This window comes from Myxococcus vastator (assembly GCF_010894475.1).
GTDB lineage: Bacteria > Myxococcota > Myxococcia > Myxococcales > Myxococcaceae > Myxococcus > Myxococcus vastator.
In genome coordinates this window covers 1-19,493 of sequence record NZ_JAAIYB010000118.1, presented here as the reverse complement: position 1 = coordinate 19,493, position 19,493 = coordinate 1, and the positions used below count along the sequence as shown (strand labels likewise).

The following is a 19,493-nucleotide window of genomic DNA, read 5'->3' as shown; positions in this document are numbered from 1 at the left end:
CTCCCACCCTGCCCCGCGCCCGCGGTTATCCCTCCGCCATTGCCGACCCAAGGAGCCGCGATGAGCCCGCACCGACCGAACGAAGCCCTCCAGAAGCTGGGCATCCACCACCCCATCATCCAGGGCCCCTTTGGAGGCGGGCTCTCCACCGAGCGCCTCGCGGCGGCGGTGTCGAACCTGGGAGGGCTGGGCTCCTATGGGGCCTATCAGCTCCCCCCGGAGGAGCTGGGCCGCGTGGCGGACCGGATTCGGGCGCTGACGGACAAGCCCTTCGCGCTCAACCTCTGGGTCTCCGACCATGACGCGGGCGGGGACGCGCTCAGCCCGGAGGCGTTCGACCGCGTGTACCGCCTCTTCGAGCCGTACTACCGCGAGCTCGGCGTGGAGAAGCCGGCCATGCCCGAGCGCTTCCACCATCGCTACGAGGACCAGGTGGAGGCGCTGCTCGAAGCACGGCCGCCTGTCTTCAGCTTCGTGTTCGGCGTGCCCTCGGCCTCCATCCTGGCGGAGTGCCGGCGCAGAGGCATCCTCACCTCCGGCGCGGCCACCACGCTGGCCGAAGCCGAGGCCCTGGACGCGGCCGGTGTCGACCTCATCGTGGCGACGGGCTTCGAGGCCGGCGGCCACCGCCCTTCCTTCCTCGCGCGCGCCGAGGACTCGCTGATGGGGACGCTGGCCCTCACGCCGCTCGTGGCCGACCGGGTGAAGGCGCCCGTCATCGCGGCGGGTGGCATCGCGGATGGCCGAGGCATCCGCGCCGCGCTCACGCTGGGGGCCCAGGCCGCGCAACTGGGGACGGCGTTCCTTGCCTGTGAGGAATCGGGAGCGACGGACACCCACCGCGAGCTGCTCTTCAGCGACCGCGCGAAGCACACCACCTTGACGCGGGCCTTCACGGGCCGGCTGGCGCGAGGCATGCGCAATCGTTGGACAGAGGAGCTGGCCGCTCAGCAGGCAGCGCTCGCGCCCTTCCCCATCCAGAGCTGGTTCCTGTCGAAGCTCAAGCCCGCGGCGGTCAAGGCGGGCCGCACGGACCTCGTGTCGCTCTGGGCCGGCCAGGCCACGCCCAACCTACGGCACCGGACCGTGCCCGCGCTGATGGAGTCCCTCATCAAGGAACTCGCGCCCCTCTCGGCCACGCGCTGAGCCATGCGGCACCACGCCCGCCCGGCCGGAGTCCGGGAGGGCTGGCGTCACCGGCTCCCGTGCCCGCACGGGGATGGCCAACGTCAGCAGATGTCCCTTGCCGGGGACTGCAAGGAGCCTCGCCCATGGCCCCATCGGACACGCCGGTCCGCCTCGACGTCTGGAGCGATTACGTCTGCCCCTTCTGCTACCTCGAGCTTCCCGTCCTCCAGCAATTGCACGCCCGGCTGGGCGCGGCGCTCGACATCCACTGGCGCGCGTTCGAGCTGCGCCCGGCGCCCGTGCGGCCCCTCGCCCCGATGAGCGAGCTGCCGCGGTCGGCCTGGCCCCGCGCCGTCTACCCGATGGCAGAGCAGCGGGGCTTGACGATGCAGCCACCGCCGGTGCAGCCGAGGAGCCGGCTGGCGCTCGAAGCCGCGGAGTTCGCCAAGGACACCGGGTCCTTCACCCCGTTCCATGAGGCCCTCTTCCGCGCCTTCTTCGAGGACGGCCGGGACATCGGAGACCTGGGCGTGCTGGGGGACCTGGCGGAGGACGTGGGCCTGGACCGCGAGTCCATGACACGCGCACTGGAGGCGAGCCGGTACACCGCGCGCGTGCTCGCGGACGAGGAGGAGGCCCACCGCCTGGGCATCCGCGGCGTCCCGGCCATGCGGCTCGCGGGCAAGGGGCCCGTGCTGCTGCTGAACGGCGCCCAGCCGGAAGAAGCCGTTCGCGCCGCCTTCGCGCGCGTCCGGCCGGACCCCACCCTGAGTGCCCTGCACTGAGCGCGCGGCCACCGCTGTCCTGGCGGCAGCACTTCGCGCCGAATAGGGTGCCGCCATGGAGCACCGCCCGACCCTTGTCTTCGCTGATGGCGCCTGTTCAGGAAACCCCGGCCCGGGGGGCTGGGGGAGCCTCATCGTCACGCCCGATGGGCGGGTGACGGAGCTGGGCGGCCACGAGCCGGAGACCACCAACAACCGGATGGAATTGACGGCCGTGGGCAAGGCCCTGCGCCACCTGGAGCGCGCGCCGGGCCCCATCCACATCCACACGGACTCCACGTATGTGATTCAGGGCGCCACCCGGTGGGCGTTCGGCTGGAGCCGGCGCGGGTGGAAGACGGCCGAGGGCGGCGAGGTCGCCAACGCCATTTATTGGAAGCGGCTGATGGCGCTCCTGGCGCAGCGCAAGGAGAACCACGCCGCCGAGGCCGCCGCCGTGGCGTGGTTCTACATCCGGGGCCACGTGGGCGTCCCCGGCAACGAGCGCGTGGACGCCATCGCCGTGGCCTATTCGAAGGGGCGCGACGCGCGGCTCTACACCGGCCCGCTCCAGGGCTACGGCGTGGCGGTGCATGAGCTGCCGGAGGACATGTCCCTGCCACCGGAGAAGCCCAAGGAGCAGCGCGAGGCCTCGGCCAAGGCGTACTCCTACCTGAGCCAGGTGGGCAGCGCCGTGAAGCGCCACGCCACCTGGGCCGCCTGCGAGCGCCGGGTGAAAGGGGTGTCCGGCGCCCGCTTCAAGAAGACAAAAAACGCAGTGGATGAAGCCAAAGTGCTGGAGGACTGGGGCTTCAAGGGCCAGGACGTCCCGTCGGAAGACTGAGGCAGCCCCTCCAAGCCCATTGCCCCGCCGGTCCATTGCGCCTATGGGTCGGTGCCACTCCCATCCCGCGAGGACGCAGCATGGCTCAAGAGCCTCTCCATATCGCCTCGGAGTTCCCGGCCCCGTCGGTGGAAGACTGGCGCCGGCTCGTGGACAAGGACTTGAAGGGCAAGCCCTTCACCGCGCTCCAATCGCAGTTGGAAGGCGGCCTGTCGCTCCAGCCGCTGTACACGCAGCAGGACGCCGCCGCCGCGCCGCCCGAGCCGCCTGGCGTGGCCCCCTACGTGCGCGGCACCCAGGCCCTGGGCCTCACCGAGGGTGGGTGGGGGGTGTGCCAGGAGTACAGCGAGCCGGACGTGTCGCAGGCCGCCGAGGCCATCCGCACGGACCTCGAGCGCGGCGGCTGGGGCGTGTGGCTCCACCTGGGCGACCCGCACGGCGTTCGCGTCCCGGATGCCGAGGCGCTGCGGCGGCTGCTCGCCCATGCGCCGCTGGACACGACGCCCGTCCACCTGGAGCCCGAGTCCGACCCGCTCGCCTCCGCCCAGCACCTGCTCCACGTCGCGGAGCAGACGGGGGTGCCCCGCGCGGCGCTGAAGGGCAGCCTCGGCGTGGATCCGCTCGGCATCCTGGCTCGCACGGGCTCGCTGCCCGCGGGGCTGGACGCGACGCTGGCCCAGGCCGCGCCCCTGGTCACCTCGCTGCGTGAAGCCGGGTCCGGCCTCCGGGTGCTGCTCGTGTCCACGCGGGCCTACGCGGACGCGGGCGCCACGTCGGTGCACGAGCTGGCCTGGGCCATCGCCACGGGCGTGGCGTACCTGCGCGGGTTGGAGGGCGCGGGCGTCTCCCCCGACGTCGCGGCGCGCTCCATCCAGTTCGCGGTGTCTGTTGGCGGACAGTTCTTCCCGGAGATTGCCCGGCTGCGCGCGGCGAGGCTCTTGTGGTCCAAGGCCGTGGCGGCGTGTGGCGGCTCGCCGGAGGCCCAGGCCATGGTGCTGCACGCGCGCACCGCGAGCACCACGAAGACGCAGCGGGACCCGTGGGTGAACATCCTCCGCGCCACCGCGGAGTCCTTCGCCGCCGTCGTCGGTGGCGCGGACAGCGTCAGCACGTCCCCCTTCGACGAAGCCCTGGGCACGCCCGACGCGTCCGCCCGCCGGCTGGCGCGCAACACGCAGCTCATCCTGCGCGACGAGTCGAGCCTCAACCGCGTCGCCGACCCCGCGGGCGGCAGCTACTACCTGGAGCAGCTCACGCAGGACCTCGCCCGCGCGGCGTGGGCCGAGCTGCGGCGCATCGAGGCGCTGGGCGGCATGGCCCAGGCGCTCACGAGCGGTGACGTGGCCCGCGTGCTCGCGGAGACGCGCGCGGCGCGCGACAAGGCCGTGCGCACCCGCCGCCTGCCCATTGTCGGCGTGAGTGAGTTCCCCCACCTGGGCGAGACGCCCGTCCAGCGGCAGTCCCGCGCCGCGGCGTCCACGGCGCCCGACACGTCGGGCCCCCTGCCCCTGCGCCCGGTGCGCGTGGCCGAGCCCTTCGAGACGCTGCGCGACGCGAGCGACCGCCACCTCGCCGCGCACGGCGCACGCCCCAAGGCCTTCCTGGCCAGCCTGGGCACGGTGGCCGAGCACACCACCCGCTCCACCTGGACGGCCAACGTCCTGGCCACGGGGGGTATCGAGCCGGCGGACGCGCACGGCTTCGCGGACGTCGCCGACGCGGCGGCCCGCTTCGCGGCGTCAGGCGCGACGCTGGCCGTCATCTCCGGGCCGGACGCGCTGTATCCCGAATGGGTGCCCGCGCTGACGGCGGCGCTGAAGGCGAAGGGCGCGCGCGCGGTGGCGGTGGCGGGCCGTCCCGGTGAACACGAGGCCGCCTTCCGCGCGGCCGGCGTGGACGCCTTCTTCTACGCGGGAGCGGACTTGTTCTCGCTCCTGTCCTCACTGCACCAGCAGCTCGGAGTGGCCTGATGCGCCCCCACGTACCGGACTTCTCGGGCATCGACTTCGACGCCCCCGAAACGCACTCCGCCGCGCCCACGCGCGAGCAGCAACTGCGTCAGGCCACAGAGGCCACGCGCGACGCCGAGCGCTGGGACACGCCCGAGGGCATCCCCGTCAAGCCGGTGTACACGCGCGAGGATTTGGAGGGCGTGGAGCACCTGGGCTCGCTGCCGGGCCTGCCGCCCTTCGTGCGCGGCCCCTACTCCACCATGTACGTGCAGCAGCCGTGGACGGTGCGGCAGTACGCCGGCTTCTCCACGGCCGAGGCCTCCAACGCCTTCTACCGCCGCAACCTCGCGGCGGGGCAGAAGGGCCTGTCCATCGCCTTCGACCTCGCGACGCACCGGGGCTACGACAGCGACCATCCCCGCGTGGCGGGTGACGTGGGCATGGCGGGCGTGGCCATCGACTCCATCAAGGACATGCGCATCCTGTTCGACCGGATTCCGCTCGACCAGATGAGCGTGTCCATGACGATGAACGGGGCCGTGCTCCCGGTGCTGGCGCTCTACGTGGTCGCCGCCGAGGAGCAGGGCGTGCGCCCCGAGCAGCTCAGCGGGACCATCCAGAACGACATCCTCAAGGAGTTCATGGTCCGCAACACGTACATCTACCCGCCCGCTCCGTCGATGCGCATCATCGGCGACATCTTCCGCTTCACGGCGGAGAAGATGCCGCGCTTCAACAGCATCAGCATCAGCGGCTACCACATGCAGGAAGCCGGGGCGACGCAGGACCTGGAGCTGGGCTACACGCTGGCGGATGGCGTGGAGTACGTGCGCGCCGGGCTCGCGGCGGGACTGAACGTGGACGCCTTCGCGCCGCGCCTGTCCTTCTTCTGGGCCATTGGCATGAACTTCTTCATGGAAGTGGCCAAGATGCGCGCCGCCCGCCTGCTCTGGGCCAGGCTCATCAAGGGCTTCGCCCCGAAGACGGACAAGAGCCTGGCGCTGCGCACCCACAGCCAGACGTCCGGCTGGAGCCTCACCGCGCAGGACGTCTTCAACAACGTCGTGCGCACCTGCGTGGAGGCCATGGCCGCCACCCAGGGCCACACGCAGAGCCTGCACACCAACTCACTGGACGAGGCCATCGCGCTGCCCACGGACTTCAGCGCGCGCATCGCCCGCAACACCCAGCTCTATCTCCAGTTGGAGAGCGGCACCACGCGCGTCATCGACCCGTGGGGTGGCAGCTACTACGTGGAGCGCCTCACGCACGAACTGGCGCGCAAGGCGTGGGCCCACATCCAGGAGGTGGAGGCGCTGGGCGGCATGACGAAGGCCATCGAGGCCGGCCTGCCCAAGCTGCGCATCGAGGAGGCGGCGGCCCGCACCCAGGCGCGCATCGACTCCGGCCGCCAGGCCATCATCGGCGTGAACAAGTACCCGCCCGAGCGCGAGGACTCCATCGAGATTCTCAAGGTGGACAACTCGGCGGTGCGCGAGGCACAGATTGCCCGCCTGCGCGAGCTGCGCGCCGAGCGCGACGCGGAGGACGTCCGCCGCAAGCTGGACGCGCTCACCGAGGCGGGCCGGCGCGGCGACGGCAACCTGCTGGCGCTGGCCATCGACGCGGCCCGCGCCAAGGCGACGGTGGGCGAAATCAGCGACGCGCTCGAGAAGGTATTCGGGCGCTACGAGGCCACGGTGCGCAGCGTGACGGGTGTGTATTCCAGCGAGGCGGGCAAGGACGCCCAGGGCATCATTGAGGCGCGCGCGAAGGCGGACGCGTTCCTCGCGCGCTTCGGCCGCCGGCCGCGCATCCTCATCGCGAAGATGGGGCAGGACGGGCATGACCGCGGCCAGAAGGTCATCGCCACCGCGTTCGCGGACCTGGGCTTCGACGTGGACATCGGCCCCCTGTTCCAGACGCCCGAGGAGTCCGCGCGGCAGGCCGTGGAGAACGACGTGCACGTCGTGGGCGCCAGCTCGCTCGCCGCGGGCCACCTGACGCTGGTGCCGCAGCTCAAGCAGGCCCTCAAGGCGCTGGGCCGCGAGGACATCATGGTCGTCGTGGGCGGCGTCATCCCCGCGCAGGACTACGACGCGCTGCGCGCCGCGGGCGCCGCGGCCATCTTCGGCCCCGGCACGGTCATCTCAAAGGCGGCCATCGAGCTGCTCGACAAGCTGGCCGCGTCGCTGGAGGAAGAGGCGTGAAGCTGCTGCCCGCGGACGCGTATGCGGACGGCGTGCGCGCGGGCGACCGTGCCATGCTCGCGCGCACCATCACCCTGGTGGAGAGCGAGCTGCCGCGCCACGCCGCGCTCGCCCAGGAGGTCCTCACGCGGCTGCTCCCCGCCACGGGCGGCAGCCGGCGCGTGGGCATCAGCGGCGTGCCGGGCGTGGGCAAGAGCACCTTCATCGACGCGCTGGGCATGCACCTGGTGAACGCCGGCAAGCGCGTGGCGGTGCTGGCCATCGACCCGTCCAGCACCGTGTCCGGCGGCAGCATCCTGGGTGACAAGACGCGCATGGCGCGGCTGGCGCGGGAAGAGGCCGCGTACATCCGCCCCAGCCCGTCCAGCGGCACCCTGGGCGGCGTGGCGCGCAAGACGCGCGAGACGCTGCTCTTGTGCGAGGCGGCGGGCTTCGACGTGGTGCTGGTGGAGACGGTGGGCGTGGGCCAGTCGGAGACGGTGGTGGCCGACCTGGTGGACTTCTACCTGGTGCTCATGCTGGCGGGCGCCGGGGACGAGCTGCAGGGCATCAAGCGCGGCATCCTCGAGGTGGCGGACATGCTCGCCATCAACAAGGCGGACGGCGACAACAAGCCGCGCGCCGAAAGGGCCCGCGCCGAGCTACGCGCCGCGTTGCACCTGATGCGGCCAGGCGCCGAGCCGGAGATCACCACCTGCAGCGCCCTGGAGGGCAGCGGCATCGAGAAGCTGTGGGCCTCCGTCGAGACACAGCTCGGGCGGAGCGCGGCTTCGGGCGCGCTGGAGCGGCGCCGCAAGGCGCAGCAGGTGCAGTGGATGTGGACCATGGTGCAGGACGGCCTCCGAGCGGCCCTGCGTGCGCACCCCGAGGTGTCCGCACTGGTGCCCACGCTGGAGGCGGACGTGCGCGAAGGGCGCGCGACACCGACGTCAGCCGCACTGCGGGTGCTGGGCGCGTTCCTCCCTGAAACGAGGGCCTGACGGCCCGCGTCGTGGAGCGGTCAGTCACGCTCCAATCCCTTGCCTCGACGCAAACGGCGCTCTTACTGTACGCGCCGTGCGAAACGTCCAGCAGACCCCCGTTCCCCAGCCCTACAAGCCTCGTTTCCACGTCCGCATCGTGACGGCCGCCTCCCTGTTCGACGGGCATGACGCCGCCATCAACGTGATGCGCCGCCTCATGCAGGCCTCGGGCGCGGAAATCATCCACCTGGGGCACAACCGCTCGGTGGCGGAGATTGTCGACTGCGCCATCCAGGAGGACGTGCAGGGCATCGCCATCACGTCCTACCAGGGCGGTCACGTCGAGTTCTTCAAGTACATGATTGACCTGCTGCGCGAGCGGAAGGCCAACATCAAGGTCTTCGGCGGCGGCGGCGGCACCATCCTCCCGTCGGAGATTGAAGAGCTCCACCGCTACGGCGTCACGCGCATCTACTCGCCGGACGACGGCCGGGCCATGGGCCTGCAGGGGATGATTGACGACCTCATCTCCCAGTGTGACTTCGAGAAGCGGCCCGAAGACTTCGCGCCCCTGCTCGACACGCCGTCGCCGCGCGACCCGTCCCGCGTCGCGCCGCTCATCACCATCGCGGAGAACTTCGCGTCCCAGGGGGCGGCCCTGCGCGAGGCCATGTCGCACATCCAGGCCAAGGGCCCGCGCGTGCCCATCCTGGGCATCACCGGCACCGGCGGCGCGGGCAAGTCCAGCCTCGTGGATGAGCTGGTGCGCCGCTTCCTGTCGGACTTCCCGGACAAGACGCTCGCGGTGCTCTCCGTGGACCCGTCCAAGCGCAAGTCCGGCGGCGCGCTGCTGGGTGACCGCATCCGGATGAACGCCATCGACAACCCGCGCGTCTACATGCGCTCGATGGCCACCCGCCAGAGCAACCTCGCCCTGTCCAAGCACGTGGGCGACTCCATCGAAATCTGCAAGGCCGCCGGCTTCGACCTCATCGTGGTGGAGACCTCCGGCATCGGCCAGTCCGACACCGAAATCACCGAGCACTCCGACGTGGCGCTCTACGTGATGACGGCGGAGTACGGCGCGGCGACGCAGCTCGAGAAGATCGACATGCTCGACTTCGCGGACGTCATCGCCATCAACAAGTTCGACAAGCGCGGCTCGCTGGACGCGCTGCGCGACGTGCGCAAGCAGTGGAAGCGCAACCACAACGCCTTCACCACCGCCGATGACGCGGTTCCCGTGTACGGCACCATCGCCTCGCAGTTCAACGACCCGGGGATGAACCAGCTCTACCGGGCGCTCATGGATACCCTCTCCGCGAAGACGGGCGCGCCGCTGAAGTCCAGCTTCGAGCTCACGCCGGGGATGAGCGAGAAGAAGTGGATCATCCCGCCCGAGCGCACGCGCTACCTGGCGGAAATCGTCGAGGCCTGTGAGTCCTATGACGGCTTCGTGAAGGCCCAGGCCGCCATCGCCCGGCGCATGTACCAGCTCCACGGCACCATCGAGGCGCTGCGCACCAACGTGGGCAGGAAGCGCCTGGAAATCGTCGAGCCCAAGGACCCCTCGGACACGGTGCAGGTCACCGAGCACGTCGAGGGCGAGCCCGCCTACCTGAGCGAGCTGGTGGAGCTGTACAAGGATTTGGAGTCGCGGCTCCACGCGGACTGCCGCCGGCTGCTGACCGAGTGGCCCGCGACGAAGCGCCGCTACGCCGCGTCCAAGTACCAGTTCCAGGTCCGCGACAAGGTCATCGAGCTGGACCTGTACGCGGAGACGCTCTCCCACCTGCGCATCCCCAAGATTGCCCTCCCCCGCTACGAGGATTGGGGTGACATCCTCATCTGGCTGCTGCGGGAGAACGCCCCGGGCGCGTTCCCCTTCACCGCGGGCGTCTTCCCGCTCAAGCGCGAGGGCGAGGACCCCGCGCGCATGTTCGCCGGCGAGGGCGGCCCGGAGCGCACCAACAAGCGCTTCCACTACGTGTCGCGGGGCCTGCCCGCCAAGCGCCTGTCCACGGCCTTTGACTCGGTGACGCTGTACGGCGAGGACCCGGACCACCGGCCGGACATCTACGGCAAGGTGGGCAACTCGGGCGTGTCCATCGCCAACGTGGACGACGCGAAGAAGCTCTACTCCGGCTTCGACCTGGCGGACCCGTCCACGTCCGTGTCCATGACCATCAACGGCCCCGCGCCGATGCTGCTCGGGTTCTTCCTCAACGCCGCGGTGGACCAGCAGTGCGAGAAGTGGATTCGGGAGAACGGCAAGGTCGACGAAGTCGAAAAGAAGATGGACGCCCTCTACCGCGAGCGCGGCCTGCCGCGGCCCCGCTACCAGGGGGACCTGCCGCAGGGCAACGACGGGCTGGGCCTGCTGCTGCTCGGCGTGTCCGGCGACGAGGTGCTCCCGCGCGACGTCTACGAGCGCATCCGCGCGAAGACGCTCCAGTCGGTGCGCGGCACCGTGCAGGCGGACATCCTGAAGGAGGACCAGGCGCAGAACACCTGCATCTTCTCCACGGAGTTCGCCTTGCGGGTGATGGGCGACATCCAGCAGTACTTCATCGACCAGAAGGTGCGGAACTTCTACTCGGTGTCGATTTCCGGCTACCACATCGCGGAGGCCGGGGCGAACCCCATCTCCCAGCTCGCCTTCACGCTGGCCAACGGCTTCACCTTCGTCGAGTACTACCTCTCACGGGGCATGGACATCGACGACTTCGCGCCCAACCTCTCGTTCTTCTTCTCGAACGGGATGGACCCGGAGTACGCCGTGCTGGGCCGCGTGGCGCGCCGCATCTGGGCCAAGGCCATCCGGGACAAGTACGGCGGCAATGACCGCTCGCAGAAGCTGAAGTACCACATCCAGACGTCTGGCCGGAGCCTGCACGCGCAGGAGATTGCCTTCAACGACATCCGGACCACGCTGCAGGCGTTGCTCGCGCTCAACGACAACTGCAATTCGTTGCACACCAACGCCTACGACGAGGCCATCACCACGCCCACCGAGGAGAGCGTGCGCCGGGCGCTCGCCATCCAGCTGGTCATCAACAAGGAGTTCGGCCTCTCCAAGAACGAAAACCCCAGCCAGGGCGCGTTCATCATCGAGGAGCTGACCGACCTGGTGGAGGCGGCGGTGCTGGCGGAGTTCCGCGCCATCTCCGAGCGCGGCGGCGTGCTGGGCGCCATGGAGCGCATGTACCAGCGCTCCAAGATTCAGGAAGAGTCCCTCTACTACGAGACGCTGAAGCACGACGGGACGCTGCCCATCATCGGCGTGAATACGTTCCTGGACCCCAAGGGCTCTCCGACGGTGACGCCGCCCGAGGTCATCCGCGCGACGACGGAGGAGAAGAACTACGCCATCACCGCGCGCGACGCCTTCTGGAAGCGGAACGAGGCGACGGCGCCCAAGGCCCTGGAGGCCGTGCGCCGCGCGGCGCTGGACAACGGCAACATCTTCGCCGCGCTGATGGATGCCTGTAAGGTCTGCACGCTCGGCCAGCTCTCCCGCGCGCTGTACGAGGTGGGCGGGCAGTACCGGCGCAACATGTAGCCCTGGCTGGCGCGGCGCCCGTGGGGCTCAAGGCACCACGGCGTCCGCGGGCGCCGGCAGCAGCGGCTGGGCCTTCAGCGCGGACAGCCGCTCCAGCACGTAGTCCAACATGCTCCGTGCCAGCGCGTGCTCGCCCATCACCACCCGGGCCACGCCCAGCGACTCCAGGTAGTCCCGCTCCTCGTCGCCATGCGTGCGCACCACCGCGGGGAGGGACGGATTCACGCCCTTCACCTGCTCCACGATGGCGCGGGCCTGCAGCGCGTCCGGCGTGGCGATGATGAGGATGGACGCCGTGTCCAGGTGCGCGTGCTCCAGGATGCCGGGCACCGCGGCGTCCCCGTAGATGGCGGGCACCCCCTCCTCACGCAGGCGCTCCACGTACTCGCGGTTCTGCTCCACGACGACGAAGGGAATCTTCCGCTCCGTCAGGCTCTGGCCAATCACGCCACCCACGCGCCCGTAGCCAATCAACACCGCGTGCTCACGCAGTTGCACGTCCCCCATGCCAATGGGCAAATCAGACAGCTCGTCTTCCTCGGGGTCCATGCGCGCGGCGAACCGTGGCTGCCGGCGCAGCCACGCCAGCAGCGGGTCAATGGCCTTGAAGACGAGCGGATTGAGGGTGATGGACAGCAGGGCCCCCGACAACACCAGGCTCTGCCCCTCCTTCGGCAGCAGCCCGAGCGTGACGCCCAGTCCCACCAGGATGAACGAGAACTCCCCAATCTGCGCCAGGCTCGCGGACACCGTGAGGGCGGTGTTCACCGGGTAGCGGAACGCCAGCACGATGAAGAAGGCGGCCAGCGACTTGCCCAGGACGATGATGCCCAGCACGGCGAGGACCTGGAGCGGCTGCCGCACCAGCACCATCGGGTCGAAGAGCATCCCCACCGACACGAAGAACAGCACCGCGAACGCGTCCTGGAGCGGGAGCGAATCCTCCGCCACCCGGTGGCTGAGCTCCGACTCACTGACCACCACGCCCGCGAAGAAGGCGCCCAGCGCGAAGGAGACGCCGAAGAGCGCCGCGGCCCCGAAGGCGATGCCCAGCGCCACCGCCAGCACCGACAACGTGAACAGCTCGCGGGAGCCCGTCTTGGCCACCTGGGTCAGCAGCCAGGGCACCAGCCGCTTGCCGGCGACCACCATCACCACCACGAAGAGGCAGACCTTCCCCAGCGTGACGGCCAGGGTCCAGACGAGGCTGTCTCCAGCGGCCGCCGTCGCGGGCGTCTGCGTGTCGGCGGCGCCAAGGACGTTGCCCAGCGCGGGGAGGAGGACCAGGGCGAGCACCATCGCCAGGTCCTCGACAATCAGCCAGCCCACGGCGATGCGGCCATTCACCGAATCCAGGGCGCCCCGCTCCTCCAGGGCGCGCAGCAGCACCACGGTGCTGGCGGTGGACAGCGCCAGGCCGAACACCAGGCCCGCGCCCAGGCTCCAACCCCACCAGTGCGCGACCGCGATCCCCATCACGGTGGCGGCGGCGATCTGCACGATGGCGCCCGGCACCGCGATGTTGCGCACGGCGAGCAGGTCCTTGATGGAGAAGTGAATCCCCACGCCGAACATCAGCAGGATGACGCCAATCTCCGCCAGCTGCCCGGCAAGGCCTCCATCCGCGACGAAGCCCGGCGTGAACGGCCCCACGGCCACGCCCGCCAGCAGATAGCCCACCAAAGGTGGCAGCTTCAGCCAGCGAGCGACGAACCCACCGACGAAGGCCAGTCCGAGTCCAACGGCGATGGTGGCGATGAGCGTGGTGTCGTGAGGCACGGCGGAAGCTCCCTGGGCGCTACGCGGAAGGGGGGTATGAAAAAGCGGCGCGGCGAGGAATCCAGCCCTGGGGGCGGGACCCTCGAACACCTTTCGTTCATGGGTGGTCTTGAGCGGACGCTCGCGCTGATGCAGTGAGCTTCCGCCGGGCGGCAATCTACTACGCAGCGCGCCCGTTCCCAACCTTCATTGGCACGCGGTGCGCGATGTGCTCGCCAAGCATCACTTCGAGCGAGCAACGCGCCATGTCACCCCGTGGGCGACGCCTCACCGCGTCCCCAGCTTGAGGAAAGAGCACATCCCCGCGGAGGTCCCTCATGCGTGCTCCCCTGCCCTTTGTCTTGATGTTGGCCCTGGCGCTCGTCGGCACGTCCGCCGCTGCGGCGGAGCACTCGGCCCCGACCCTGGAGTCCCTGGCGGACGGCGCGCTGCCGCTTGACGGGCTGGGGACGCACGAACGCCAGGTCACCACGGCCTCCCCTCAGGCCCAGGCCTTCTTCAACCAGGGCCTGCGGCTGGCATATGGCTTCAACCACGATGAGGCCGCACGCTCGTTCGCCCGAGCCACGCAGTTGGACCCCACCTGCGCCATGTGCTTCTGGGGCGTCGCGCTGGTGCTGGGCCCCAACTACAACATGCCCATGCTGGCGGAGAATGCGCCCGCCGCCTGGGACGCACTCCAGCGCGCTCGGCAGCTCGCCCCCCGCGCGACGCCGGTGGAGCAGTCCCTCATCACCGCGCTCGTCCAGCGCTATCCCGGCCCGGAGGCCCTGCCGCCGGAGAAGATGGCCCCCTTCAACGAGGCCTATGCCGGCGCCATGGCGGACGTGGCCGCGCGCTTCCCGGAGGACCTGGACGTGCAGACGCTCCACGCCGAGGCGCTCATGGACCGGAACCCCTGGAAGCTGTGGTCGCTGGACGGGACGCCGGCCCCCGGCACGGAGCAGATTGTCGCCACGCTGGAGTCCGTGCTCGCCATGGACCCCAACCACCTGGGCGCGAATCACTATTACATCCACGCGGTGGAGGCCTCGCCGCACCCGGAGAAGGCGGAGCCTTCCGCGGACCGGCTGGGCGCGCTGGCGCCGAAGGCGGGGCACGTCGTCCACATGCCGGCCCACATCTACCAGCGCGTGGGCCGCTACGCGGATGCCTCGGAGAGCAACCGGAAGGCGGCGGCGGCGGACCTGGCCTACCAGAAGCAGGCGAAGCCGCACGGCCATGTCTATCCCATGTACACGTCCCACAACTTCGGCTTCCTGGCGTACTCCGCGTCCATGGAGGGGCGGAAGCAGGAGACGCTGGAGGCGGCCCGGGCCTCGGCGAAGCACTTTCCGCCGGAGCTGCTCACGACGATGCCGGGCATGGACTTCTTCGTGGCCCAGCCGCTCTTCGCCATGGTGCGCTTCGGGGACTGGGAGAACCTCCTCGCCGAGCCCCGCCCGGATTCGAAGTACCCCGTCCAGGAAGGGCTCTGGCTCCACGCGCACGGCATGGCACTGGCGGCCACGGGGCAGTTGCCACAAGCCCGCGCGGAGCTGGCCGAGCTGCGGCAACTGGCCCGCACCGTGCCTCCGACGATGGCCGCGAACCTCAACACCGCGAAGGACGTGCTGGGCGTCGCGGTGCGCGTGTTGGAGGCCCGCGTGGCCCAGGCCGAGGGCCAGCCCCAGGCCCTGACGCTGTGGCGGGAAGCCGTCGACGCCGCGGACCGGCTCTCCTACGCCGAGCCCGCGGACTGGTTCTACCCGGTGCGCCATTACCAGGGCGCCGCGCTGCTGGAGGCCGGACGCAGCCAGGAAGCGGAGGCCGTCTACCGCGAGGACCTGCGGCGCAACCCGAAGAATGGCTGGGGCCTGTTCGGCTTGACGCAGTCGCTGGAGGCGCAGGGCCGTCAGGAGGAAGCCGCGCGCACCCGCGCCGCTTTCGAGACAGCCTGGGCGCGCTCGGACTTTCCGCTCACGACGACCGCGCCCTGAGGGCCAGGGATACACCCTGACACCCCGCCGCACCTGGGACGCGGCCCGGGTTGCGCGGGGCTCCGCATGGGGATAGGGAAGCAGGCCTCGTATGTCTGCGACCGCGGAGCTGCTCGATGCCGTCCGGGAGGAAGCGCGCCCGGACACCTGGTCTGCCGGCACGGGCCTCGCTCGCGCGGGCGCCGTCTCGGTGCTGTCCGTGGATGAGGAAGAGGCCGTGCTGCGGGTGCGCGTCCCCGGCCGGCCCGCCCCCGTGAAGACGGTGCTCTACCTGGATGAAGCCATCTGGGAGTGCGACTGCCGCGGCCGGGTGGACCCCTGCGAGCACGTCGTCGCGGCGGCGTTGATTCTCCACCAGCATTCCACGGCACGGCGTGCCCCCGCGCAGCGCCCGGGCGCGAACACCGTCACCAGGCCCGGCGCCCCCGCGACTGGCGCGCCGAAGCCGGAGCGCATGGTGTACCGGTTCAAGCGCGTGGACGGCGGGCTCCAGTTGGAGCGGCTGGTGGTGCGTCCGGACAACACCGCGCGGCTCCTGGCGCGCAGCCTGGCCTCGTTGCTCACCAATCCCGTGGAGGCCGCTCGCATCCAGACGCAGCCGTGCGATTTGCTCGCGGACAAGCTGCTGCTGAAGCCCACCCGGGGCGCCCTGCCGCCCGAGCGGCTCAACGCGCTGCTGCGCGTCCTGGAGCCCGCGCGCACCGTGCTCTTCGACGGTGCGTTGGTATCGGTGACGAGCGAGCCCCTCATGCCCCGCGTCACCGTGGAGGACCGCGGTGAGAACACGGTGCTCAAGGTGGAGAAGGACCCGCGCGTCACCGAGGTGGTGAGCCCCGGCCTCGCGCTGTGCAGCGGGACGCTCTGTCCCCTGGGGGAACAGGCCCTCACGGGGCCCTGGCTGGAGAAGCTGCCGCAGGAGCGCGCCTTCGCCCCTCACCAGATGGGAGATTTGACGGGGAAGGTGCTGCCAGACCTCGCGCGGCGAATGCCGGTGGACGTGCGCAGTCAGCGGCTGCCGCCCATCGACCGCACGCTGAAGCCTCGCATCTCCCTGGAGCTGAACCAGCTCGACGCGGGCCTCTCGGTGCTGCCGACGCTGGTGTATGGCTCGCCGCCTACCGTGCGCATCGACAGTGGACGCATGGTGTACCTGAAGGGCGCCGCGCCCGTGCGCAACGAAGCCGCCGAGCAGCTGCTCATCCACCAGCTCCGCGACGAGCTGAACATGGCGCCCGGGCGGCGCGTCACGGTGCAGGGCAAGGAGGCCATCCAGCTCGCCGACAAGCTGCGACGCTGGCGCGGGGGCCTCACGGGGGATGGCGCGGCGGTGGTGACGAACCCGAACGTGCAGCTGCGCCCGGTGCTGAAGGTGGACACGGGCGCTGGCGCCGAGGGCGTGCCACACGTGGGCTTCTCGTTCGACTTCCAGGTGGAGGGGGAGGACCGGGAGTCACCTCGCACGGTGGATGCGGCGGCGGTCATGCGCGCCTGGGAAGAAGGAATCGGGCTGGTGCCGCTGGAGGGCGGCGGCTGGGCGCCCCTGCCCGCGGAGTGGCTGAAGTCCCATGGCCAGCGCGTGGCGGACCTGCTGTCCGCGCGAGGCCGGGATGGCCGGCTCGCCAACCACGCCATTCCGCAGCTCACGGGCCTGTGTGAAGCGCTGGAGCACCCCTCCCCACCGGGCCTGGAGCGGCTGGCGCCCCTGGTGAAGGGCTTCGAGAAGCTCCCCGAGCCGCGACTGCCGGAAGACCTCACGGCGACGCTGCGCGCGTATCAGCTCCAGGGCGTGAGCTGGCTCACCTTCCTGCGGCAGGCGGGGCTGGGTGGCGTGCTCGCGGACGACATGGGTCTGGGCAAGACGCTGCAGACCATCTGCACGCTGGGCCCGGGCACCCTGGTGGTGGCGCCCACGAGCGTGCTGCCCAACTGGGAGGCGGAGGTGAAGCGCTTCCGTCCCTCGCTGAAGGTCTCCGTGTACCACGGCCCTGGACGCGCGCTGGATGAGGCGGCCGACGTGACGCTGACGACGTATGCCCTGATGCGCCTGGACGCGGAGGTCCTGGGCGCGAAGCAGTGGAGCACCGTCGTGCTGGATGAGGCCCAGGCCATCAAGAATCCAGACAGCCAGGTGGCGCGGGCCGCGTATGGCTTGCAGGCGGACTTCAAGCTGGCGCTGAGTGGCACGCCCATCGAGAACCGGCTGGAGGAGCTCTGGAGCCTGATGCACTTCACCAACCAGGGTTTGCTCGGCGGACGGAAGGACTTCGAGGAGCGCTGGGCGCGGCCCGTGGCGGACAACCACAAGGGCGCGGCGGAGCGGCTACGGGCGCGCATCCGGCCCTTCATCCTGCGCAGGCTCAAGCGGGACGTGGCGCCGGAGCTGCCGCCCCGGACGGACGCCGTGCGCCACGTGACGCTCACGGAGCGGGAGCGCGCCGTCTATGACGCCGTCTACGCGGCGACGCGCGAGGAGGTGGTGTCACAGCTCGAAGCGGGCGGCAGCGTGTTGAAGGCCTTGGAGGCCCTGCTGCGGCTGCGGCAGGCGGCATGCCACCCGGCGCTCGTTCCGGGCCAGCAGGCCAAGACTTCGTCCAAGGTGCAGGCCCTGGTGGAGGCGCTGAGCACGGCGGTGGAGGACGGGCACAAGGCGCTCGTCTTCTCGCAGTGGACGTCGATGCTGGACCTCATCGAGCCCGCGCTCCAGGAAGCGGGCATCGGCTTCATCCGGCTGGATGGCAGCACCGCCAACCGCGGCGCGGTGGCGGCATCCTTCCAGGACCCGAAGGGCCCACCGGTGATGTTGATTTCCCTCAAGGCGGGCGCCACGGGGCTCAACCTCACGGCGGCGGACCACGTCTTCCTCGTGGACCCGTGGTGGAACCCGTCCGTGGAAGCCCAGGCCGCGGACCGCGCGCACCGCATCGGGCAGCAGCGGCCCGTCATGGTGTACCGGCTGGTGTCTCAAGGAACGGTCGAGGAGAAGATCCTCACGCTTCAGGCGAAGAAGCGGGAGCTGTTCGAGGCCGCGCTCGGCGGCGGCTCCGGGGCCACCGCTATGACGCGTGCGGACCTGATGCAACTTCTTGCGTAGCCGTCTCCGCGCCGCTCAGTGCACGCCGCAGCTCCCGTGGAAATCAACTGCCCACGGGACGCATCGTGAAGGAAACGGACTCCGTGCCGAGCATGTACTCATCCCCGTCCGAGACCTGCTGCCGGGTGATGCGCTCGTTGTTGAACCAGGTTCCGTTCGAGGAGTTCAGGTCTTCGATGAAGACCTCGTCCCCCACCCGCGTCACGACAGCGTGCTCACGCGAGACACGCTCCGATTTCACGACAAGGCTGCAACGAGGGCCTCGGCCAATCGTGAAGCGCTCCGTGGAGACTGCCACCGGCGTGCCTTGCGCCCACCGGACGAAGACCTCCAGCGGCGCGGGAGCCTTCACGATGTTGGTGGTCTCCGCCGAATGGTCCTCCAGAATCGTCGCGGCTTCGCCAAGCGGCCGGAGCTTCGGTACAGGACGCGCCACCAGTGGACGTGCCGCAATCGGCGTCGCGACGGGGGCCTCTGCCTGAGCAGCCTCCGCGGGCTCCTCCACGATGCCCAGTGCCGCAAGCTCCTCGGCAATGTCGTCACTGGACACGTCCCCCTTCACGCCGCTGCTCGCCGGTGCCTCGGCCTCATCGTCCGAAGCAGCTTCTTCGAAATCCGAATCGTCCGAGTCTTCGGAGGACTCCTCGTCCGCGGAATCTTCATCGGACGCATCCTCTTCCGAGTCCTCATCCGACGACTCGTCGGAATCCTTATCGTCGGCGTCATCAGACTCCTCGTCATCGGAGTCGTCGGATTCATCATCGTCGGCGTCGTCGGACTCATCATCATCGGAGTCGTCCGATTGCGCGGCCAGCCCCTCCGACGGCTGCACGGAGTCCTCGACCTCCGCGAGAATCTCCTGCATCCGCGCGAGCACCAGCTCGGTGGAGTTCACCTGCGCCACGGACAGGGGCACCGGGGTGACGCCAGGAGGTTCCGTCGCGGGCTCCTCCGTCGCGTCGTCCGCCGAGAAGGCGCCTACGGACAGCGCAACCGCGGCCGGGGCAGCCGGAGCCGCCGTATCGGCAACCACTGCCGAGGCAGACACCGACTCCTGCGCACCAACCTCAAGATTTACGGGCGGCACAGCCGCTGCCACCGGCTCGGCGACCGGAGGCGAGATCCCGCGCGGAGCCTCCACCACGGGACGCGCCGCCAAGGGTGCAGCGGCCTGGAGCCCGGGCGCCGCCACCGGCCCAGCCCTGTCTCTTATACACATCTC

At 70.3% G+C, this 19,493-nt stretch carries 11 protein-coding genes; 9 read left to right on the top strand and 2 right to left on the bottom strand.

Annotation, left to right across the window (positions count from 1 at the left end; genetic code table 11):
• Positions 1-60 precede the first annotated feature (60 nt).
• The 7 genes from G4D87_RS14320 (at position 61) to G4D87_RS14290 (ending at position 11,422) form a co-directional block, all read left to right on the top strand.
• Positions 61-1,146 carry an NAD(P)H-dependent flavin oxidoreductase gene (locus G4D87_RS14320; protein ID WP_163782623.1) on the top strand — a complete coding sequence of 362 codons (1,086 nt, stop codon included), beginning with the start codon at positions 61-63 and terminating at the stop codon, positions 1,144-1,146.
• A 125-nt stretch (positions 1,147-1,271) separates the two neighbouring features.
• A complete protein-coding gene (locus G4D87_RS14315; protein ID WP_163782622.1) occupies positions 1,272-1,913 on the top strand; it encodes a DsbA family oxidoreductase in 642 nt (213 codons plus the stop codon).
• Between the two features lie 55 nt (positions 1,914-1,968).
• Positions 1,969-2,736, top strand: a complete 768-nt coding sequence (locus G4D87_RS14310) for an RNase H family protein (protein WP_163782621.1) — start codon at positions 1,969-1,971, stop codon at positions 2,734-2,736.
• An 80-nt stretch (positions 2,737-2,816) separates the two neighbouring features.
• Complete coding sequence (locus G4D87_RS14305; RefSeq protein ID WP_163782620.1) at positions 2,817-4,706, top strand: methylmalonyl-CoA mutase family protein; 1,890 nt, start codon at positions 2,817-2,819, stop codon at positions 4,704-4,706.
• Entirely contained in the window at positions 4,706-6,898 is a 2,193-nt protein-coding gene (gene scpA, locus G4D87_RS14300; RefSeq protein ID WP_163782619.1) for a methylmalonyl-CoA mutase, read from the top strand. Before G4D87_RS14305 ends, scpA begins: the two co-directional genes overlap by 1 nt.
• A complete protein-coding gene (gene meaB, locus G4D87_RS14295; protein ID WP_163782618.1) occupies positions 6,895-7,878 on the top strand; it encodes a methylmalonyl Co-A mutase-associated GTPase MeaB in 984 nt (327 codons plus the stop codon). The genes scpA and meaB overlap by 4 nt, the downstream gene beginning before the upstream one ends.
• A 76-nt stretch (positions 7,879-7,954) precedes the next feature.
• Positions 7,955-11,422, top strand: coding sequence for a methylmalonyl-CoA mutase family protein (locus tag G4D87_RS14290; RefSeq protein ID WP_163782617.1), 3,468 nt, complete (start codon positions 7,955-7,957; stop codon positions 11,420-11,422).
• A gap of 27 nt (positions 11,423-11,449) precedes the next feature.
• Here the strand turns inward: G4D87_RS14290 and ybaL are convergent, their stop codons facing one another.
• Entirely contained in the window at positions 11,450-13,201 is a 1,752-nt protein-coding gene (ybaL, locus tag G4D87_RS14285) for a YbaL family putative K(+) efflux transporter (protein ID WP_163782616.1), read from the bottom strand.
• A 317-nt stretch (positions 13,202-13,518) separates the two neighbouring features.
• Here ybaL and G4D87_RS14280 point away from each other — a divergent pair, with 317 nt between their 5' ends.
• Positions 13,519-15,180 (top strand): tetratricopeptide repeat protein, encoded by a 1,662-nt coding sequence (locus tag G4D87_RS14280; RefSeq protein ID WP_240358276.1) that lies wholly within the window; start codon positions 13,519-13,521, stop codon positions 15,178-15,180.
• 91 nt (positions 15,181-15,271) lie between these two features.
• The gene (locus G4D87_RS14275; RefSeq protein WP_163782615.1) at positions 15,272-18,271 is read left to right on the top strand and encodes a DEAD/DEAH box helicase; all 3,000 of its coding nucleotides are present in this window, start codon (positions 15,272-15,274) and stop codon (positions 18,269-18,271) included.
• Between the two features lie 43 nt (positions 18,272-18,314).
• Here the strand turns inward: G4D87_RS14275 and G4D87_RS14270 are convergent, their stop codons facing one another.
• A complete protein-coding gene (locus G4D87_RS14270; RefSeq protein WP_240358275.1) occupies positions 18,315-19,430 on the bottom strand; it encodes an FHA domain-containing protein in 1,116 nt (371 codons plus the stop codon).
• Between the last annotated feature and the right edge of the window lie 63 nt (positions 19,431-19,493).